The 18,154-nt window shown below is 68.2% G+C and carries 23 protein-coding genes and 1 tRNA gene; 9 read left to right on the top strand and 15 right to left on the bottom strand.

All coding sequences use genetic code 11. From position 1 onward, the window contains the following. Positions 1-12 precede the first annotated feature (12 nt). The 4 genes from E3T61_RS00550 to E3T61_RS00535 are packed head-to-tail and all read right to left on the bottom strand — an operon-like array spanning position 13 to position 2,322. On the bottom strand, positions 13-348 hold the full coding sequence (locus tag E3T61_RS00550) for a DUF4312 family protein (RefSeq protein WP_166793109.1): 336 nt from the start codon (positions 346-348) through the stop codon (positions 13-15). Next, positions 345-746 (bottom strand): SFCGS family glycine-rich protein, encoded by a 402-nt coding sequence (locus E3T61_RS00545; RefSeq protein ID WP_134638980.1) that lies wholly within the window; start codon positions 744-746, stop codon positions 345-347. Before E3T61_RS00545 ends, E3T61_RS00550 begins: the two co-directional genes overlap by 4 nt. 53 nt (positions 747-799) lie before the next feature. Beyond that, positions 800-1,168, bottom strand: a complete 369-nt coding sequence (locus E3T61_RS00540) for a hypothetical protein (protein WP_134638979.1) — start codon at positions 1,166-1,168, stop codon at positions 800-802. Continuing rightward, positions 1,165-2,322, bottom strand: a complete 1,158-nt coding sequence (locus E3T61_RS00535; RefSeq protein WP_134638978.1) for an amidohydrolase/deacetylase family metallohydrolase — start codon at positions 2,320-2,322, stop codon at positions 1,165-1,167. Before E3T61_RS00535 ends, E3T61_RS00540 begins: the two co-directional genes overlap by 4 nt. Before the next feature lie 58 nt (positions 2,323-2,380). Here E3T61_RS00535 and E3T61_RS00530 point away from each other — a divergent pair, with 58 nt between their 5' ends. Together E3T61_RS00530 and E3T61_RS00525 are read left to right on the top strand one after the other, a co-directional pair. Next, a complete protein-coding gene (locus E3T61_RS00530; protein ID WP_134638977.1) occupies positions 2,381-3,190 on the top strand; it encodes an IclR family transcriptional regulator in 810 nt (269 codons plus the stop codon). Further along, on the top strand, positions 3,187-3,468 hold the full coding sequence (locus tag E3T61_RS00525; protein WP_166793108.1) for a beta/alpha barrel domain-containing protein: 282 nt from the start codon (positions 3,187-3,189) through the stop codon (positions 3,466-3,468). The genes E3T61_RS00530 and E3T61_RS00525 overlap by 4 nt, the downstream gene beginning before the upstream one ends. On the opposite strand, the gene E3T61_RS00520 is transcribed toward E3T61_RS00525, so the two are convergent. The 4 genes from E3T61_RS00520 to E3T61_RS00505 form a co-directional block, all read right to left on the bottom strand. Beyond that, entirely contained in the window at positions 3,465-4,352 is an 888-nt protein-coding gene (locus tag E3T61_RS00520) for an aminodeoxychorismate lyase (protein ID WP_134638975.1), read from the bottom strand. The two genes, E3T61_RS00525 and E3T61_RS00520, sit on opposite strands and share 4 nt — an antisense overlap. A gap of 205 nt (positions 4,353-4,557) precedes the next feature. Further along, a complete protein-coding gene (locus E3T61_RS00515; RefSeq protein ID WP_241992308.1) occupies positions 4,558-5,493 on the bottom strand; it encodes an anti-sigma factor in 936 nt (311 codons plus the stop codon). After that, positions 5,490-6,071, bottom strand: a complete 582-nt coding sequence (locus tag E3T61_RS00510; RefSeq protein ID WP_241992307.1) for a sigma-70 family RNA polymerase sigma factor — start codon at positions 6,069-6,071, stop codon at positions 5,490-5,492. Before E3T61_RS00510 ends, E3T61_RS00515 begins: the two co-directional genes overlap by 4 nt. A 270-nt stretch (positions 6,072-6,341) precedes the next feature. Further along, a complete protein-coding gene (locus tag E3T61_RS00505; RefSeq protein WP_134638973.1) occupies positions 6,342-6,971 on the bottom strand; it encodes a DNA-directed RNA polymerase subunit beta in 630 nt (209 codons plus the stop codon). 139 nt (positions 6,972-7,110) lie between these two features. On the opposite strand from E3T61_RS00505, the gene E3T61_RS00500 reads away from it, so the two are divergent. The 4 genes from E3T61_RS00500 (at position 7,111) to E3T61_RS00490 (ending at position 10,553) form a co-directional block, all read left to right on the top strand. Further along, positions 7,111-7,183 (top strand) — tRNA-Lys (locus E3T61_RS00500). 70 nt (positions 7,184-7,253) lie between these two features. Beyond that, positions 7,254-7,445 (top strand): hypothetical protein, encoded by a 192-nt coding sequence (locus E3T61_RS21785; RefSeq protein WP_166793107.1) that lies wholly within the window; start codon positions 7,254-7,256, stop codon positions 7,443-7,445. 291 nt (positions 7,446-7,736) lie between these two features. After that, positions 7,737-8,159, top strand: coding sequence for a DapH/DapD/GlmU-related protein (locus E3T61_RS00495; RefSeq protein ID WP_166793106.1), 423 nt, complete (start codon positions 7,737-7,739; stop codon positions 8,157-8,159). An 81-nt stretch (positions 8,160-8,240) separates the two neighbouring features. Beyond that, positions 8,241-10,553: an FdhF/YdeP family oxidoreductase gene (locus E3T61_RS00490; protein WP_134638971.1), complete on the top strand. Its 2,313-nt coding sequence runs from the start codon at positions 8,241-8,243 to the stop codon at positions 10,551-10,553. A gap of 83 nt (positions 10,554-10,636) precedes the next feature. Here E3T61_RS00490 and fdhD read toward each other — a convergent pair whose 3' ends face one another. After that, a complete protein-coding gene (gene fdhD, locus E3T61_RS00485; RefSeq protein WP_134638970.1) occupies positions 10,637-11,485 on the bottom strand; it encodes a formate dehydrogenase accessory sulfurtransferase FdhD in 849 nt (282 codons plus the stop codon). Between the two features lie 206 nt (positions 11,486-11,691). Here fdhD and E3T61_RS00480 point away from each other — a divergent pair, with 206 nt between their 5' ends. Then, a complete protein-coding gene (locus E3T61_RS00480) occupies positions 11,692-12,543 on the top strand; it encodes a HesA/MoeB/ThiF family protein (RefSeq protein ID WP_134638969.1) in 852 nt (283 codons plus the stop codon). A gap of 4 nt (positions 12,544-12,547) precedes the next feature. Continuing rightward, complete coding sequence (locus tag E3T61_RS00475) at positions 12,548-12,823, top strand: DUF6457 domain-containing protein (protein WP_134638968.1); 276 nt, start codon at positions 12,548-12,550, stop codon at positions 12,821-12,823. A 108-nt stretch (positions 12,824-12,931) separates the two neighbouring features. Here E3T61_RS00475 and E3T61_RS00470 read toward each other — a convergent pair whose 3' ends face one another. Together E3T61_RS00470 and E3T61_RS00465 are read right to left on the bottom strand one after the other, a co-directional pair. Further along, the gene (locus tag E3T61_RS00470; protein ID WP_134638967.1) at positions 12,932-13,264 is read right to left on the bottom strand and encodes a cupin domain-containing protein; all 333 of its coding nucleotides are present in this window, start codon (positions 13,262-13,264) and stop codon (positions 12,932-12,934) included. Between the two features lie 34 nt (positions 13,265-13,298). After that, positions 13,299-13,742 carry a MarR family winged helix-turn-helix transcriptional regulator gene (locus tag E3T61_RS00465; RefSeq protein ID WP_134638966.1) on the bottom strand — a complete coding sequence of 148 codons (444 nt, stop codon included), beginning with the start codon at positions 13,740-13,742 and terminating at the stop codon, positions 13,299-13,301. A gap of 75 nt (positions 13,743-13,817) precedes the next feature. Between E3T61_RS00465 and E3T61_RS00460 the strand changes: the two genes are divergently transcribed. Then, on the top strand, positions 13,818-14,063 hold the full coding sequence (locus E3T61_RS00460) for a hypothetical protein (protein WP_130177743.1): 246 nt from the start codon (positions 13,818-13,820) through the stop codon (positions 14,061-14,063). 89 nt (positions 14,064-14,152) lie between these two features. Here the strand turns inward: E3T61_RS00460 and E3T61_RS00455 are convergent, their stop codons facing one another. From E3T61_RS00455 to E3T61_RS00440, 4 genes are all read right to left on the bottom strand, one after another. Further along, entirely contained in the window at positions 14,153-15,160 is a 1,008-nt protein-coding gene (locus E3T61_RS00455; protein ID WP_134638965.1) for a serine hydrolase domain-containing protein, read from the bottom strand. A gap of 37 nt (positions 15,161-15,197) precedes the next feature. Further along, positions 15,198-15,791 (bottom strand): hypothetical protein, encoded by a 594-nt coding sequence (locus E3T61_RS00450; protein WP_134638964.1) that lies wholly within the window; start codon positions 15,789-15,791, stop codon positions 15,198-15,200. Positions 15,792-15,805: 14 nt separating this feature from the next. Continuing rightward, positions 15,806-17,122 carry a DUF445 domain-containing protein gene (locus tag E3T61_RS00445; protein ID WP_134638963.1) on the bottom strand — a complete coding sequence of 439 codons (1,317 nt, stop codon included), beginning with the start codon at positions 17,120-17,122 and terminating at the stop codon, positions 15,806-15,808. Between the two features lie 70 nt (positions 17,123-17,192). Further along, positions 17,193-18,143, bottom strand: a complete 951-nt coding sequence (locus tag E3T61_RS00440) for an aldose 1-epimerase family protein (RefSeq protein ID WP_134638962.1) — start codon at positions 18,141-18,143, stop codon at positions 17,193-17,195. Positions 18,144-18,154: the final 11 nt, after the last annotated feature.

Below are 18,154 nucleotides of genomic sequence, written 5' to 3'. Positions count from 1 at the left end.
CGTTGTCGCGGATCATCGGAGCTGGAGCAGGTGCTGGGGCACAGTCAGGGCCTCGTGGGTGAGCGTGAATGCGACGTCATCGAGGTCGATGAAGCTGACTTCGACGACGACCACGGCTGTGATGCTGAATTCGATTCGCGTGCGGGCGAATAGGACCCCGAGGAATTTCTCCCGTTTGGAGAACTCGACGGCCTTGCTCACCTCGACCCCGACGGGCTGGATGCGGAAGCACGTTCCTGGAACCTTTTCGCGCACACTCTGGGGAACCTGGCGGAACACATCCGAGAGGGCGCGCTCCTTGGTGTCGCCCTTTCCGACGATGCTCGTGGTGACGGTTTCTGTCTTCACGACGTTGCCTCCCGCTTCTTGATCAGCGCCGTGGCGATCCGAAACCCCAGCTCCTCGGTGTCGAGGAAGCCGAAGCCCAGCACTTGCTTGCCCGTTTGGACGGCCGTCACGCCGGCATCCGCCGATCGCATGTTGAACTCGATTTCATAGCCGTACTTCGATTTGGCGGTCACTGCTCCGGCGCCGCCGCTGCCACAGAAGCTGATGCCGAGGTCGGCGCCCTCTGCGTCCATGACGTCGCCGACACGCATGTCGCCGGCTGGGCCGGGTATCAGGACCACCCTGACCCCTGCGGCCTCCACACCGGTGGCGACTTGTTGGCCTTTGCCGAGGCGGTGTCCGATGACGATAGTGAGAGAGGCCGGTCCCGAGGAGCCCGGCGAGCGCAGATCTGACATAAGAATTTCTCCAGTGGTAGTCACGATTGTTCAAGGGGGAAGAGCACGGTGGTTCAGGGTGCGATGCGAGCGATTTCGACATGCATGGCGAAGAGCAGGACCTCCTCGTCGGTGAGCTCGCTGTCGTGAGTCGCGCAATACGGGTTCAGGGCGTTGCGCAGGGCGTCGACGGTCTTTTCGGGTATCTCCGGAAAATCGTGTAGGTCGATTTCCGGAAGCTGTTCGCCTGTGCGGATCCGGCGACTGAACGCCAGGGCGTGTGCGGCGAGTGCGAGTCTGCGGTCAGCGCTGAGGGAATACCCCGAGTCGGTGAGAACGACCTCGACCGCGGTGATGATGTCGGCTATGTCAGAGCGGTCGGTGCTTGTCACGGCCATGCTGGTGGAGAGCGCCTCAAGGGCAACGGCGGTCGCGCTGCTCACAAGATCGCCCCCTGCCGCTGCAGGACACCGGCCCGGATCGCTCCCCGCGCGGCCAGGGTGAGGCCGGCCCGACGGGTAGCCCCCTGGGAGTCGGTGAGTTCGGCGCTGCCGTCGCCGACGTGCAGGAGGCTGATGTCGGCGACCTTGCCGATCTGTACGGATCCGAGGGTGGCGCTCTCACCGAGGACGGCGGCCGCGTTGGCCGTGGCGTAGCCGAGGACGAGGTCCAGCGGTAGGCCGACAGCGAGGAGTTTGTTGAGCGTGGTGACCAGGCTGTGCACGGGTCCGTCCACATTCTCGGTGTGCAGGTCGGTGCTGGCCAAGTCAGGGGCGAAGCCAGCCACCAACGCCCGTTCGAGCGTCTCGAAGGAGAAGCTGGCGCTGCCGTGGCCGACATCGAAGAGCACTCCGCGGTCGCGGGCCCGTAACGCGGCCGGGTCGATGCGGGATCCCCCGCCGAACAGTCCGCCGCGTTTGCCATGGAAGGCGTGGCTGACCACATCGCCTTCGACGAGCAGGTCCAAGACATCGGCGTAGACGGGAGGCTCGGTCCCGACGTGCACCATCACCGGTAGGGAAAACTCACTGGCGAACCGTCGGGCGACGCGGAGCGGCTCGATGCCGTTTGCTCCGACCACGGATGCGCTCATCCGGGCCTTGATTCCCCGGATGGAACGGTGCGCCTCCTGACCCAAGAGCCGATGCAGAGCCGGCGTCCCCACATCCTCCATGCGACTGAGCTCGGTGCGGCCGGCGGTGAGACCGGTGTCGGAGATGTTGATGAACGAGTAGACGCGGGTCGCGGCCGGTTCGATGACGTGGGCGCGGAAGTCGGCGAAGTCGACAGCTCCCGTGCTGCCGGCGTCGACGATGGTGGTGACACCCTGGTCGACCCCGATCCGGTCCGCATCGACGGCCAGGTCGGTGGACTGGCGGAACACGTGGGCGTGCAGGTCGATCAGACCGGCCGTGACCAGCAGGCCCCGGGCATCGATCGTGGCCGTTGCCTCGACGCGGTGGTCGGCCGAGAAGACGCCCGCGATGAGACCGTCCCGTATGGCGATCGTCGCCGGCACAGGCAGGCCCGTTGTTGCATTCATGACCGCGCCACCCCAGATGGAGGTGTCGAATTGAGGCACTGCTGGGGGCGTCATGGATTACCTTTCGACCAGGTGCCTCGGCGTGATGTGCCCAAACACCCTTGAATGAGACGTGCATTTTCTCTCGCGTTCCGCAATACTGAATGGCGTTCCACTTAAGATTCCTGAAAACCTAGCACAGACATCAAGCGAGGCGAAGATAAAAATGAAGACGGTCGATTCCTCGCAAAACGCCATCTCCAAGGCATTGCGGATGCTGTCACTGCTCGCGCAGTCGCACGATCCACTGCGCCTGGGCGACATCGCCGACGCCACAGGGATGCCGAAATCGAGTGTGCATCGCATCCTCACGATCCTTGCCGACGAGAGCTACATCGAGCCCACGGGTGACGGTTTCTACCAACCAGGCAATGGTCTCCGGGTGCTCGCGGCGGGCATGGAGGGACACAGCGGGTCCGGCATCGAAGCCACACTGACAGGCCTGCAACGCTCCACCCAGCACGCGGTCTTCCTTGCCGTCCTCAGCGGTGAAGCCGTCGTCTACACCCACAAGGTGGATCCAAAACTGTCCTACAGCATCGCGCCGGATGTCGGCTCGCAGCTTCCGCTGTTCACCTCGGCCGCAGGCAAAGCGATGCTGGCTTTTCTCCCCGACGACGAGCGGGACCACCTGATCGGGGACGCCGCCACCCGTGATCTCGCAGACGACCTGGCCAGGGTCCGCGATGCGGGCTTCGCCATCGACCACGGCGGTGCCGACCCCTCGCTGTGCTCGGTCGCCGCTGCCGTGCTCGACAACAACGGCTATCCGGTGGCGGCGGTCTGCGTCAGCTCACTCGTGTTCGTTCTCGACCCCGCCGAGCTCGCAGCAATGGGCCGACCGGTCATCGACGCCGCCGACGAGATCTCTCGCCGACTGTGACGACTCCCCCGGCCACGGGCACGGCGGCCACCGCCCTGGGCGGACTCGCACTGATCGACGCGCTGACCGGGCCGTTTCCCGGGGTGCGGTTCATGCCGAGCGGCGGCGTGTCGACGGAGAATCTCGGCGACTATCTCGCCCACCCCGCGGTGTTCTCGGCTGGCTGCAGTTGGATCGCAAGCCGGTCGACTCTGGCTCGCGGCCAGTTCGACGACATCCGGGCACGGGCGGCCGCGGCGACTGCCATCGCCAGAGCCGCCACGGCCGGGCAGAACTAGGCGGTGCGGGCCAGCAGGGACGCGTTCAGGGCGCGGGTGAGCTCGGTGTCGTGCGGGAACTCCACGCCGTCCAGGGCGGTCACAGCGACGGCGAGGCGCACGCTGGAGACCAGCCACGCCGCATCCGCCGCCCGCAGCTCGTCGATGGTGACGTCACGGTACTCGACGCTCTCACCGTGCGCGGTGAGGTACTCGAACACGCTCTGCTGGGTGGTGCCGTGCAGGATGGCGCCGCTCGGCGCCGGGGTGATGTACCGGCCGTCGATGCGCAGGATCACGCTGGAGGTGGGGCCCTCCATGACGTAACCGTCGTGGGTGAGGAAGATGGTGTCGTCGGCGCCGCGGCGCTTGGCCTCGCGCAGGGCCGCCATGTTGATCGCGTAGCTGAGGGTCTTGGCGCCCATCAGCAGCCAGGGCGCCTGCTCGGCGACGCCGCGCGGGTAGCCCCGGTCGAGCGTGATCACCTTGATGCCGTTCTCACGCACCGCGCTGAAGTCCGCCGCGCGTGTGGCGTGCAGCCAGGCGGTGGGCGCCGGCCCGTGCTCGACGCCGCGGCTGAGCACGAACTTGAGCGCCAGTTCGCCCTCGCCGGGGATGCGGTCGACGGCGTAGGCGATCGCGGCCCGCCACTGGGCGGGGTTGGGTACGGGCAGGTCGCAGATCTGCGCCGAGTTGATCAGCCGGTTGATGTGCGGTTCGACCTCCTGCGGATGCCCGTTGACCACGCTGAGGGTCTCGAAGATGCCATCGCCGCGCTGGGTGCTCAGCTCAGCCACCCGCAACGCGGGGGCGCCGGAATCGATCTCGTGGAAGGTCTCCACGAAATCAGTGCGGGTGGAGTCGGCCGGCTCCGGGTCGATGAGCAACGTGAATGGCAGGGTCATGCACCGAGCCTACCCACCCGTCGTCGTCGGCCCGCGGAACCCGTCCCGTTCGCCGTGCGGCGAGCGAGAAGACAGTTGAGGCCAGTCTCGCGCACCAAAACTGGCCCCAAATGCCCTCTCGGCGCCACGGCGACGAGCGAGAAGACAGTTGAGGCCAGTCTGGCCAGGCGACACTGGCCCCAAATGCCTTCTCGCGGCGCGTGGATCAGCTCTGGATGGCCACGATCGGGTCGGTGGTGGGCTGTTCGGAGCCGCCCTTGGGTTCCACGGTGACGCCCACGGTATCGCCGGCGGTCATGGTGCCGTCGAGCACCCGCCAGGCGGTACCGGAGCCGTCGGAGTCGAACGTGCCGGCCGAGACCGGTCCGGCCGCGCCGATGTACCAGAGCTGGTAGTCCTTGTCGTCACCGAGGGCGGGCAGATCGTCGACGATGATCGCGGACAGACCAAGGTCACCCGACCAGACGAGGGTGGCGTCCTGGCCGTCAGCGGTCTGGGTCGACGCGCGCTGGGTGTCGGCGGCCGCGTTGATCTCGGCGAGGCCAGCGGCCTGCTCCTGGGCGAACTCCCGGCTGGGATCACCGTAGATCGCCTGGCCGGCGAAGGTGCCGGTCACGAAGAGCGCTACCGCAGCAGCGGCCGCGACCAGGTAGCCGGTGGGGCGTTGGAACCAGCGGCGTTGAGCCCGCTCGGCCGCCGAGCCGGAACCGGCCGAGGTCACCGGCGTGGTGTCGGAGGCCGGGGCGTCCGCGGCGCGGCGTCCGGAGCCGATCGGGATGGCCGCGGGCGGAGCATCCGTCGGGACGGCGGGGTCGGCCGGCGCGGCCGGCGCGGCCTCTACCGGCGCTGCCGGAGCGGTGCGCGGTGCGAGCTGCGGGGTGGTGGCGATCTGAGCCATCAGGTTGGCCCTGAGGGCGCTGGAGGGCTGCACGGGGGCGACCGCCAGGCCCAGGGCCACAGCGGTGTCACTGAGTTCGGCCGCTTCGATGCGCGCCTGCTCGGACCGGGCCAGGTAGCGCTCGTAGTCGGCGGCTTCCTCGGCGGTGAGCGCGTTGAGCGCGTAGGCACCGGCCAGGTCGGCGGGGTTCTCGGCGGAACCGTTGCCGGTCACGTTGTTGTTGGGCTTGTCGGTGTCGCTCAAGACGCCACCCCCAGTTCATCTCGCAGACGGATTAACCCGTCGCGTAGCCGAGTTTTGACGGTGCCGAGCGGAATGTGCAGGTGGTCAGCGACTTCACGGTGACTATAACCGCTGAAGTACGACAGGCTCACGGCCTGCCGTTGCAGTTCGGTCAGTCTGGACATCGCCTTCTCCACCCTTTCATGCTCGATTTTCACCTCGACGGTTTCGGCGACGTGGTCATACGGCACCGCGAGGTCGCGGATGCCGATTTTCGTGTCCCGGTCGCGTCCGGCCTGCGACGACCGAATTCGGTCGATCGCACGTCGGTGCGCCATGGTCATGATCCAGGTTGAAGCCCCGCCACGCTGTGACTCATACCGCGAAGCCGTCTGCCAGATCTCCAGAAAAATCTCCTGGGTCACTTCTTCGGACTGTGCGTGATCGATCAACACGCGCTTGACCAAGCCAAGCACCCGCGGAGCGATCTGGTCGTATAGCTCTCCGAAAGCCGTTTGGTCGCCGTCGGCCACCCGGGCGAGCAGCTCTTCTTTCGAAGGCGCTGTCGACGAGGCGTCGAGGTCGAATTCAGCAGTCATGAGATCCAGCATGTCAGGTCCAGTCCCCTTCCATGATGAGGGTTCGGTACCGAGTCCCCGCTGGATTGGTCTGGAGCGAAAAATTGTTGTGGGAATGCGCCGAACCGGCGACGCCGGCGAGCGGGCAAAGTGAAGGCCGGACCGCAGAACGCCTCTCGGCGCGAGGCCGTTCTAGACGGCGAATATTGGAGCCCGGGGTTACTGCGGTCCGGCCAGCATCAAGTGTAAACGACATCGGCTGAGAGTTCATTCCCGGATGCCTCCCATCGCCTATTCCAGGGAGTCGTTGCGCCACAGCCGGGCGCAGGAGGCGAATTCCGACGCGGTGGTGGAGAACCGCAGCGCACGGGTGGTCAGCTCGCTGGAGCGGCCCGGTTCGGTGCTGTCGAAATCGTCGGCCACGCTCGCGCAGCCGGCGCCGATCACCCGGCAGAACGCAGCAGCACGGTCCAGGGCGATGCCGAAGTCTCCGGTGAACACGCCGCGGAGGATCTCGTCGGCGAGCAGGATGATCTCGGCCGGCCCGGTCGGCACCGCGGCGCCCGCGACGAGGGGGTCGATCGTGACCGCAACATCGATGCCCCGCTGGTACAGGTAGGCCGTGCCGTCCGCATCCTGACGGATCAGCAACCGCACCAGGTAGATGCGCCACAGCGCCCCGGGCAGGCTGCGAGGCGTGGCGCGGGACCACAACTCCGCCACGGCGTCGATGCCGTGCTCGTCGGTGTACGCCACCAGACGCTCCACAACGGCGGGGTCTGGGCTCTCCCGCACCCGGTTGATCAGCGCCTGCGCCGTCTCGTGCGCGATCCGGCTGATCTGCGCGGGATCTTCCCCGCCCATCATCGACTCGAACTTCGCACCCGAGAACTGGGTGGGCTTGTGAAAATCGTCGGCCATCGCTCTCCTCCTGGGCTTTGCGGCAGCGTAGTCGGGTACGCCGCCGGATGTGTGGGTGTTGCCGTGCCGGCGTCTCTGGCGGATGCACCCACGCTAGTCACAAAAACCGTCTGCCAATCCACGCTAAGTTATTAACCGCGGGCCTCTAGCTCAGTTGGTAGAGCAAAGGACTTTTAATCCTTGGGTCGTCGGTTCGAGCCCGACGGGGCCCACATTTTTATTGTCAGCAGCGTGCCCGGCGGGTGGGAGAACTCCCGGGTGACTCTGCCGGCGTGATCCACGGTGAGGATCAACGATTCGATCCTGCGGTTCAGGATGCGCAGCAGCACGACGATCAGCCACAGGCCCCAGGTGACGAAGGTCAGGAACACGTTTCCGAAGAACCCGATTCTCTTCTTCCGCTGCAACACGGCCTGGAACCCGGCCACGCTGCTGACCGTCCAGCCTTCCAGCGCGAACCGGCCGACCTCGTAGTTGAGCAGCTCGGTGCGCTGGTCGGCCGTCAAGGCACCCGACTCGATCGACATCCATACCCCCAATCCGTGGCCCTATTCGTTGCTACGGGCAGCATAGAACCGTTCGGTCGCTCACGGAGCCAGCCGCGAGTTTGCTGGGACTGGGCTCTCACCCGGAATGTCCTGCGAATTCGCGGTGTTTCTGTCGGTGTTGACGCTCATTCTGGTGTGCTGTACTTCGGCCCCGGGCGCGCAATCGGCGCATCGGCGCCGATTGGCGCAAACAACGAGCGTCACGGGAGGAGCCCCAGTGCGCAAGAACATCGACGTGGAAGTCGAGACCGGCGTGATCGAGAAGTACCGCAGGCACCCCAACGGCAACGGGTGGGTCTCGGGCAAGTCGACCGTGCAACCCAGCGCGTTCATTTCCGAGTCCGCCTACATCGAATCCGGTGCGCGGGTGGGGCGGGAATCGTGGGTCGGGCCCGGCAGTTGGATCGACCACGACGTCGTCATCGGCGACAAGGTGTTCATCGGCCAGAATGTGCACATCGGCGAGGGCAGCCTCGTCGCCGGCGGCGCCCACCTGGGCAGCCACGTGCGCATCGGCCGTAACGTGCGCATCGCCGCTGGCGTGCGCCTGGACCGGGACACCCGGGTTCCCGACGGCACGGATGTGGCCGCCGGCAACGTGGGAGCGGACGGTCGCCGGTCGCACGGGTTGGCCGCGTAGGCATCCGTATGACCCGGTAAAACCGGAAAAACCCGGCGGGCGCATGTCAGCATCCGGCTCCGACAGGAGCAGGATGGACACATGACACGTCGCGCACCGGTCAAGGACATCAACGAAGACGACCTCGTTATCGGCACCCCGAAGAAGGCCGCCGCCGGCCTCGAGGCGGTGGTGGTGGCGTTGGACCGCGGCATTGCCCAGGCCGGCATCGGCCGCACGGCGCGCGCGCTGCTGCGGCTGAACCAGCGAAACGGCACCGACTGCCCCGGCTGCGCCTGGCCGGAGTCCACCGGGCACCGCAAGACCGCGGAGTTCTGCGAGAACGGCGCCAAGGCCGTGGCCGAGGAGAACACGCTCCGCACCGTCGGCCCAGAGTTCTGGGCCGAGCACTCGCTCGCCGAGCTGGCCGGCAAGACCGAATACTGGCTGGGCAATCAGGGTCGCATCTCCCAGCCCGTGGTCGTGCGCCCCGGCGACACCCACTACTCCCCCATCGCATGGGAAGACGCGTTCGCGCTGATCGGCGAGAAGATCCGCGCCACCACGGCGGACCGCACGGTGTTCTACACGTCCGGCCGCACCGCCAACGAGACCGCGTTCCTGTACCAGCTGTTCGCCCGGTCGATCGGCACCAACAACCTGCCCGACTGCTCGAACATGTGCCACGAATCCTCCGGGTCGGCGCTGAACCCCACCATCGGCATCGGCAAGGGCACCGTCTCGCTCGAAGACATCCACGTGGCCGAGCTGATCCTGGTCGTGGGCCAGAACCCGGGCACCAACCACCCGCGGATGCTGTCTGCCCTGGCCGAGTGCAAGGCCAACGGCGGCAAGGTCGTCGCCGTGAACCCGCTGCCCGAGGCCGGGCTGTTCAACTTCAAGGACCCGCAGACGCCCACCGGACTGGTCGGCCACGGGGTGCCACTGGCCGACGAGTTCCTGCAGATCAAGGTCGGCGGCGACCTGGCCCTGTTCCAGGCGCTCGGCCACCTGCTGCTCGAGGAGGAGGCCCGGGTGCCCGGCTCCGTCGTGGACCAGGAGTTCATCGACGCCAACACCGACGGCATCGAGGCCTACCGGGCCGCGCGCACCGAGATCGACTGGGTCGAGACCGAGAAGGCCACCGGACTCTCCCGGCTCGACATCAGCGTGGTCGCGAAGATGATGGCCGCCTCCAACGCCACCATCATCTGCTGGGCGCTGGGCCTCACCCAGCAGCCGCATTCGGTGAACACGCTCAAGGAGATCATCAACCTGCTCCTGCTGCAGGGCAACTTCGGCAAACCGGGCGCGGGCGCCTGCCCGGTGCGCGGGCACTCCAACGTGCAGGGCGACCGCACCATGGGCGTGTGGGAGAAGCCCAAGGAGGCCATGCTCGCCGCCCTCGACGCCGAGTTCGGCATCGTGTCCCCGCGGGAGCACGGCCTCGACTCGGTCAACACCGTGGAGGCCTTCGAGAACGACGACGTGGACGTGTTCGTGTCGATGGGCGGCAACTTCGCGCTCGCCTGCAGCGACACCGACGCGCTCGAGGCCGCGATGCAGCGGGTGGGCCTGACCGTGCACATCTCCACCAAGCCGAACCGGTCGCACGTCATGCACGGGGTCACCTCGCTGATCCTGCCGACGCTCGGCCGCACCGACACCGATGACAAACATCCGTCGGGCCGGCAGGTCTTGTCGGTGGAGGACTCGATGTCGATGGTGCACTCCACCCAGGGCCGGCTCGACCCCGTATCGGAGCACCTGCTGGCCGAACCGGTGATCGTGGCACGGATGGCCAGGGCCACCCTCGGCGACGACCACCCGGTGGACTGGAAGGCGATGGCCGAGGACTACGACGTTATCCGCGACCACATCTCCCGGGTGCTGCCCGGCTTCGAGGACTTCAACAAGCGGTTGCGCGACAAGAACGGCTTCGTGCTGCCCAACCCGCCGCGCGACACCCGCAGCTTCGCCACCGACATCGGACGGGCCCGGTTCACGGTGAGCCCGCTGGAGTACCTCACCCCGCCGCCCGGGCACCTCATCTTGCAGACCATGCGCAGCCACGACCAGTACAACACCACCTTCTACGGGCTGGATGACCGCTACCGCGGTATCAAGGACGGCCGCCGGGTGATCCTCATCAACGCCGATGATGTCATCGAGCTGGGCTTTGCCGACCGCGACCTCGTCGACGTGATCAGCACCTTCGGCGGGCAGGAACGCCGGGCCGACAAGTTCCGGCTCGTGGTGTACCCCACCCCACGCGGCTGCGCGGCGGCGTACTTCCCCGAGGCCAACCAGCTGATGCACCGGGAGCTCGTGGCCCGGGAGTCGAACACGCCCGGCTACAAGGCCATGAGCGTGCGGTTCATCCCGCACGAGGTGCCGGTGCCCGTTCTCAGCTGACCCGAGCGGCGTGAGTTGCCCATTTTTGCTAGTGCGGGAGGGTATCTGACTAGCACAAGTGGGCCAGTCATGTTGTTGGGTGGCTACACCGCGGCGAGCGCGCCCTGGGTGATGCGTTCCTCGCCGGCGTAAATGACCATGGAGTCGCCGCGGAGGAAGCCGACCAGGGTGAGGCCTACCTCGTGCGCGAACTCGGCGGAGAGCGATGACGGCGCCGACACCGCGGCGAGCACCGGGATGCCCGCCATCAGGGCCTTCTGGGCCAGCTCGAAACTGGCCCGGCTGGACACCATCAGCACGGTGCCGCGCAGTGGCAACAGGTTCTCCTTGACGGCCCAGCCGATCACCTTGTCGACGGCGTTGTGCCGGCCCACGTCTTCGCGCAGCACGAGCATCTCGCCCGTGGCGGCATCGAACAGGGCGGCCGCGTGCAGTCCACCGGTCTTCTCGAACACCGCCTGCGCCTCGCGCAGCTTGTCGGGGAATCCGGTGAGCATCTCCGCGTCCACCCGCACGGCATCCGACCGCACGTCCCAGGTCGACTTGGTGCGCACGGCGTCGATGCTCTCCTTGCCGCAGAGGCCGCAGGAGCTGGTGGTGAGGAAGTTGCGCTGTGTGCTCGGATCGGGCGCGGCCACGCCCGGGGCCAGGCGCAGGTCGAGCACGTTGTAGGTGTTCACGCCCTCGGCGGTGGCGCCGGCGCAGTACCGGGCGACGGCGAGGTGCTCGCCCTGACTGATGATGCCCTCCGATACGAGGAACCCCGCCGCCAGGTCGACGTCGTGGCCTGGGGTGCGCATGGTGACCGCGAGCGAGCGGCCGTTGACCCGCAGCTCGAGCGGTTCCTCGACCGCCAGGACGTCTTCGCGGCGGATGGGCGCGTGGCCCACCGTCAGCCGGGTGATCTTGCGGCGTGCCGTGACTCTGTTCATGGGTGCCCTCCTCGAGAGTGCGGTCCGAGCGCGCCGGGGCGCAGCGGGACCTCCCTTCGAGCCTAAACCTCCATCTGCTCCAGCGGTGCTGAGGCGACCACACGGCCGCTCTCGCGAGCTGACGGGGCCACGAGTAGGCGCAGAGAACGGGAGGAGCGCGGGGCGGCGTGGGCGGACACGGGACGATTGCCGCGTACCGTGGTGTCATGGCACTTCCCCCTCTCGTCGAGCCCACCGGCCCGCTCAGCCCGACCGAAACCGCACGTCTCTCGCAGGTGCGCAGCCTGCCTCAGCTGCGGCTGCCCCCGATCGACGACCTTGGGCACCGTCGCCTCGCGGCAGCCCGGGTTCTGGTGCTCGGAACCACCGGCCTCAGCGCGCCTGCCGTGCGATCCCTGGCTGCCGCCGGCGTCGGCACCATCGGGCTCGCCGACGTGGGCCCGCTGGATGTCGACGCACTGGTGCTCGCGACCACGACCATCCTGACCCTCTCCCCCGACACCGCCGTGACGGCGCACGACGAGGACCTCACGGCCGAGTCCGCCCCGCGCATCCTCGGTGGCTACGACCTGGTGCTCGACGGCAGCGACCTCACCCCGCAGCCGTTCCTGGTGGGCGACACCTGCGCGACCCTCGGGCTGCCGCTGGTGTGGGGCTCCGTGGCCCGCGGCAATGCCGAACTGTCGGTGTTCTGGTCGAGCCCGCCGCGGCGCAGCGGCCAGCGCTCCACCCGGTTGCGCGACTTCTTCGGCACGGATGCGGCCGGCCCGGTCGCCGCCGCCGACCCCGGCGTTCTCGGCGCGCTGCGCGGCCAGGCCGGAGCGTTCCTGGCCGCGGAGGCCATCCGCCTGATCACGGGCACGGGCGAGCCGTTGATCGGCCGGGTGCTCACCATCGACGCCGAGTCCGGCCGCTTCGATGCCGCCCAGCTGCCGGCGGCCCAGCCGGTCACGGCCGGGGCCGTGCCCGAGCCCGGCGACGCGGATTCCGCTCGCGGTGCCGCATCCGTCACCACACCCGCATCAGCCACAGCCACCGCCACCGCCACCGAGGAGTGACACCATGAGCACCAATACCCCGCTGCCTCCGGAAGCCCTCGACGAGTGGCTGGCCGCCCTGGCGGCCCGACTCGGACTCGACGCCGACCTGGTGCCCACCGGGCTGCTCCTCGACGTGGCCCGCGACGTGGCGCACAACGTGGCCCGGCCGGCCGCCCCGCTGAGCCTGTTCCTGGTGGGGCTGGCCGCCGCGCAGAACGGCGGCAGCGCCGAGGACATCACCGCGGCGAGCGCCGCCGCCACCGAGCTGGCCCTGGGCTGGCCCTCCGAACCGCAGTAGCCCGCTCCCGCACCGTACTGCCCGCGTGCGGACGAGTTGCCCCCGCGCATCGGGGCAACTCGTCCGGGTCGGGGCACCTCGGCGTATCCGCGGCGCACGGCCTGCTCGTCAGGGCCGTTTTGCGATGGTCAGCAGGACGGCGGCATCCTCTTCGGCTTCGAGGCTGTGCCGCGCGTTGGGCACGATGAGCAGGTCGCCGGTGCGCGCCTGCCAGGAGTCCTGCCCCACGACAAGGCGCACCCGGCCGGTGACCACGAAGATCGTGGCGTCACCGGGGTTGTCGTGTTCGGCCAGGACGGTGCCCTTGGTCAGACCGATCACGGTCTGCCTGAGCACCTTCTCGTGTCCGCCATAGACGGTGTCGGCCGCCCGGCCGCTGCTGGCGGAGGTGGCCGCGGCGAGCTGCTGCCGGGCGAGGGCATCGATCGAGATCTTCTGCATGTCGCCAGCGTACGACTCCGGCACCCGGTTCGGGCTACCGGGCCGCGGTCGTCGTGGCGCGGATGACCTCGTTGAGGCTGTCCCGCAGCGCGATCAGGCTCTCGGTGGGCATCTCCAGGGAACGGGCCACCCGCTCCGGGATGGTCTCGGCGATCTGGCGCAGCCGGCGGCCGTGCTCGGTCAGCGTGACCTGCAACGCGCGCTCGTCGGTCGCCGAGCGTTCCCGGCGGATGTGGCCGGTCGCCTCCAGCCGCTTCAGCAGCGGTGACAGCGTGGCCGGCTCCAACCGGAGCGCGTCGGCCAGGCTGCGGAGCGTTCGCGGGTTCTCCTCCCACAGCGCCAGCATCACCAGATACTGCGGATGCGTGAGGCCCAGCGGCTCCAGGATCGGCTTGTACAACGCCACGGTGGTGCGCGCGGCCACGGTGAGGGCGAAGCAGACCTGGTTCTCCAGCGCGAGCACGTTCGGTTCGGTCATCGCTACTCCTGGGTCGGGCATCCGTGAATCGGGCATTCGTGGGTCACGACCGAATTCGTTAGTACACTAACTATTATGACGTCAGCCAAGAAGCGCAAACCGACCATCAAGGAGGCCGGCGGTTTCACGGCGTGGCTGAACGGTCGACTGTTGCCGTTCATCGGCCCGCCGCCGCTGGGACCGTACGACGATGAGGTGCCGGTGCAGGAACGCCCGGTGGCCCGCTGCCCGCTCTGTGGGGAGCCGATGACCGAGCACGACATCGACCGCAGCGGCGAGCGCACCCAGCTGCGTTGCCCCCTGCCCGCGCCCACGGCCTGACCAACCGCAGCAACCGCAGCAACCGCAGCAACCGCAGCTTGCCGGAGTTGTGCTCTCAGGGCACCTCGGTGGGCGCGATCAGGGCCCGGCTAGAACTGCGCGTCGATCTCCACCACCAGGTCCCAGGCGCCCTCTTCGGCGTTGCTGAGCACGACCACATCGAGGCCGCTCTTGGGGTAGTGCCGCAGGATGCCGCTGGCACCGGCGTTGACGCCGTCCTTGTAGTACGAGCGCACGGCGCCGTTGTCGTCAAGGTCGAACTCGAGGCCGAAGCCGTACTTCACGTCATCGTCGTAGTCCACCTGCGGGGTGAAGAACTCCTCGGTGTACTCCTTGGAGAGCAGCTGACCGCCGCGGACGGCGTTGAGGAAGTTCATCAGGTCGCCGGCCGTGCTGTGCGCGCCGCTGTCGGGCGAGCCGATGGCCGGGGAGCTGTAGATGTTCGAGATCCAGCTGCCGTCCTTGCGACGATCCCAGCCTTCCGCGACCCGTTCAACGGCATCGCGGCGGTCGAAGAAGCCGGAGTCGGCCATGCCCGCGCGGGCGAAGATCTCTTCACGCACGTAGTCGCGGTAGGTGAGGCCGGAGACCTTCTGCACGGCGAGGCCGGCCAGGATGTAGCCGACGTTGCAGTCTTCGCACTGCACCCCGGGCGGCGCCAGACGCGGTTTGTCGGCGAACAGCGGCAGGAAATCGCTGGTCTCGATCAGCGAGTAGTTAGGCGTCGCCGCCCAGAACGCGTCGTACTCCTCGCCGGCCTCCTCGTCCACATCGTCGGCGATGCCGCTGGTGTGCGTGAGCAAGTGCAGCAGCGTGACGTCGGTGCCGATCGAGCTGCCGCCCAGGTCGACGTACTCGTGGATCGACGCCTCGAGGTCGAGCCGGCCGGCATCCACCTGCTGCAGAACGGCGACGCTGGTGAAGAGCTTGGTGATCGACGCCGTGTCGAACCGGGTGTCCAGGGTGTTGGGCACCTGCCAGCGCGGGGTGGCGAACCCGCGGGCCGCCTCAAAGATGGTGCGGTCGCCGTCACGCACCAACACCACGCCGGAAAAATCGCTGTCATCGAGAAAGGTCTGAATTGCCTGGGTATCCACCCTTCGAGCGTAGCGAACGGCGGCCGGTCGCGGTGCCTCAGTCGGTGTGGCGGGTGCGCTTGGCCAGCGCGGCCAGGTCGATCTTGCCGACGGCGCGCATCCGCTCGGCGCGCGCGGCCGCATAGCCGGGCTGCTGCGGATCGACCTTTTGGGCCAGCAGCCGGTCCGCGAGAGCGTCGTTGATCTCCTGCAGGGCATCCGCGCGCGCCTTCTCGACGATCCCTGCGACCCTGGTGTCGTCTTCGGCGATCTCGCGGAGCCGTTCGGCCACGTGATCGTGCAGGGTGCGGCGCCGCCCCAACCGCACGACATCCCTGCGCTTGTTCTCGAGGTCGCGGCTCTTGCCCTTGCCGGTGGTGCGGGCGAGGTAGGAGCCCAGGCGTTCGACCCGGGTGGAGTCCTCGTCGTTCTGCCGGGCCACCTCGTGCAGTTCCTCCCGGGCGAGGGCGGCGTACAGGGTGGGGTCGTAGTCGTTGTGGTCGCGGAGCGCGGCAACGATGATGCGATTCTTCAGGGCCATCCGCACAGCGGAGAGGGCGATGAGCATACCCTCGTCGACGATCCGCTCGGTGGAGGGCGTGGAGGAGCCCGGGGCGGCAGTGCCCTTCGTGTCGTCCGAACCGTTCTCCACGGCTTAAGTATGGCTCACAGGCCGAACAGCACCACCGCGCCCTGGGCCAGGGTGAAGATCAGCAACCCGGCCAGCGCTCCGACGACGGTGCCGTTGATCCGGATGAACTGCAGGTCCTTGCCGACCTGCAGCTCGATCTTCTCGGTGGTCTCGGCCGGGTCCCATCGCTCCACAGTCTCGGTGATCACCCCGGCGATCTCGTGCCGGTACTTCTGCAGCACGTAGCCGGCCGCATCCGCCAGCCAGCGGTCGATGCGGGCGCCCAGCGATTCGTCGCGCACGAGCCGACCACCCACATCCAGCACTGTCGAGGTGATGCCGGTGCGCACGGCGCTCTGCGGATCGGCCAGGGCGGTCAGCAGCGACTGCTTCACCGATTCCCAGGCGTCGCCGGCGAACTCGCGCAGCTTGGCGTTGTCGACCAGCTCGAGCTTGAGCACCTCGACCCTGTCGATCATGGTGTCGTCGTGCTGCAGGTCGTCCATCAGCTCGGCCAGGTAGCGGTCGATCGCTTCTCGCAGCGGATGGCCGGGGTCGGCCTGCACCGACGCCACGAACCCGAGCACCTCACGGTAGGCCTTGTCGTCGACCATCTCGCCGACGAAGCCGGGCACCCACCGGGGTAGCCGGGTCGACACGGAGGTCCCGAAGGCCTCCGGGTGGGTCTGCAACCAGCTCTGGGCCTTGTCCACCAGCAGGTCCACCGCGGCATGGTGGCGGCCGGAGACCACCAGGTTCTCGCCCAGCCGGCCGAGGCTCGGCGCCCACGACGGTTCGAGCAGGTGTTCCCGGGCGACACCCTCGAGCAGATCCTTGATGTCGTCGTCGCTGAGCAGGTCGAGCAGCCCGGTGCCGGCGTGGGCAAGCTCGTCGGTGAGCCGTTTGGCGTTCGCCGGCTGCACCAGCCAGGCGCCCAGCCGGCGGGAGATGCCGATGGACTCGAGCTTGCCGCGCACCACGGCGTCGGAGAGGAAGTTCGACTCGACGAATTCGCCGAGGTTCGCGCCGATCTCGTCTTTGCGGTTGGCGATGATGTTGGTGTGCGGGATGCGGAGCCCGAGCGGGTACCGGAACAGCGCGGTGACGGCGAACCAGTCGGCGATCGCACCGACCATGCCGCCCTCGGCAGCGGCGCGCACGTACTCCAGCCAGGGGTAGCGGTCCTCGAGCGCGAACGACACCGCGAAGATCACGGCCATGGCCAGCAGCAGGCCGAGCGCGAGCCGTTTCATGCCCACGAGGGCTACCCGGCGGGCCTCGTCGGTGGGGCTGAGCGGTGCTCGCGGGGCCGGCGCGGGCGGGGCGGGTGTGGTCAGGGAGGGTGCTGCCATGGGTCTGGTCGTTCCTCGTCGGGTGAGAGCGCGGCGGGCGCTGCGCTCCCGCCACCCTAGGCCGGGTTGCTCAGGCTGCGAAACCCGTTGGGGTGATTCCCCAGCGAACCACCCAGTCCTCGCCGGGGGCCAGCCACCGCAGGCCCTGGCCGGAGTTGAAGGCATCCGCCGGCGCTGTCATCGGCTCGATCGCGACGGCCTGGCCGAGTTGGGTCGATTCGCCCGTGCGCACCGGGAAGTTGCGCGGTGTGAAGGCCTGCACATAGGCCATATTCTCGTCGCCCCAGAGGGTGACCCGGCGGCCGTCGGGGGCGGTGAGGGAATGCTCGCCGCGGCCGTTTCGCATGATGACGCCGCCGAAGCCCTCGTCGAGGTCGAGGTCGGCCACCCGGGCGCCGGCGCGCAGGTCGAACCGGGTGCCCGCCACCGGGGACACGCCCACCGGGTTGAGCCGGTGGTCCACGTCGATGTGGCTGGTCGCGTTCAGGCGCAGCACCAGGTCACCGGTGGGCACGTCGCCGATCTTGAGATACGGGTGGGTGCCCAGCGCCACCGGCGCGCTCTCGCTGCCGACGTTGCGGATGCGGTGGCTGACGTCCAGCCCCTCGGCCGTGAGCGTGTAAGTGACGGTGGTGTCCAGCTGGAACGGGTAGCCGGCCTGCGGGTACACCGTGGCGGCGAGCGTCACCTCCTCGTCGCTCTGGGCGACGAGCCGGTAGGCCGCGTGGGCAAGCAGGCCGTGGATGGCATTCATCTGGGCCGGCTCGGTGATGGTCAGCAGGTGCCGCACGCCGTGCTGGGTCCAGATGGCGTCGCGGATGCGGTTGGGCCAGGGCACCAGCACCGTTCCGGCGCCGAGCGGCGGCACCGCCTCGGCGGCGAAGCCCTCCACCAGGTCTATGCCGCCCAGCGCATATTCACGGATACCCGCGGCCACCTCGGTGATGGTCGCCGTGGCACGCCCGTGCGGGGTCTGCAGGCTGAGCGTGTATTGGGTTCCGGTGGCGGCGGCAAGCGGCATGGTGGTCTTTT

The sequence above is a fragment of the Cryobacterium lactosi genome (assembly GCF_004403945.1).
In the GTDB taxonomy this organism is placed as follows: Bacteria; Actinomycetota; Actinomycetes; order Actinomycetales; family Microbacteriaceae; genus Cryobacterium; species Cryobacterium lactosi.
The sequence above is the reverse complement of the archived record's forward strand: the minus strand, read 5'-3'. Positions and strand labels throughout refer to the sequence as shown.

Bases quoted from the DNA above. Each gene is read 5' to 3' on its own strand.
- E3T61_RS00545 (WP_134638980.1), bottom strand. From the start codon at position 746: ATGTCAGATCTGCGCTCGCCGGGCTCCTCGGGACCGGCCTCTCTCACT.
- E3T61_RS00535 (WP_134638978.1), bottom strand. From the start codon at position 2,322: ATGACGCCCCCAGCAGTGCCTCAATTCGACACCTCCATCTGGGGTGGC.
- E3T61_RS00520 (WP_134638975.1), bottom strand. From the start codon at position 4,352: ATGACCCTGCCATTCACGTTGCTCATCGACCCGGAGCCGGCCGACTCC.
- E3T61_RS00510 (WP_241992307.1), bottom strand. From the start codon at position 6,071: ATGACTGCTGAATTCGACCTCGACGCCTCGTCGACAGCGCCTTCGAAA.
- E3T61_RS00505 (WP_134638973.1), bottom strand. From the start codon at position 6,971: ATGGCCGACGATTTTCACAAGCCCACCCAGTTCTCGGGTGCGAAGTTC.
- E3T61_RS00490 (WP_134638971.1), top strand. From the start codon at position 8,241: ATGACACGTCGCGCACCGGTCAAGGACATCAACGAAGACGACCTCGTT.
- fdhD (WP_134638970.1), bottom strand. From the start codon at position 11,485: ATGAACAGAGTCACGGCACGCCGCAAGATCACCCGGCTGACGGTGGGC.
- E3T61_RS00480 (WP_134638969.1), top strand. From the start codon at position 11,692: ATGGCACTTCCCCCTCTCGTCGAGCCCACCGGCCCGCTCAGCCCGACC.
- E3T61_RS00475 (WP_134638968.1), top strand. From the start codon at position 12,548: ATGAGCACCAATACCCCGCTGCCTCCGGAAGCCCTCGACGAGTGGCTG.
- E3T61_RS00470 (WP_134638967.1), bottom strand. From the start codon at position 13,264: ATGCAGAAGATCTCGATCGATGCCCTCGCCCGGCAGCAGCTCGCCGCG.
- E3T61_RS00465 (WP_134638966.1), bottom strand. From the start codon at position 13,742: ATGACCGAACCGAACGTGCTCGCGCTGGAGAACCAGGTCTGCTTCGCC.
- E3T61_RS00460 (WP_130177743.1), top strand. From the start codon at position 13,818: ATGACGTCAGCCAAGAAGCGCAAACCGACCATCAAGGAGGCCGGCGGT.
- E3T61_RS00445 (WP_134638963.1), bottom strand. From the start codon at position 17,122: ATGGCAGCACCCTCCCTGACCACACCCGCCCCGCCCGCGCCGGCCCCG.
- E3T61_RS00440 (WP_134638962.1), bottom strand. From the start codon at position 18,143: ATGCCGCTTGCCGCCGCCACCGGAACCCAATACACGCTCAGCCTGCAG.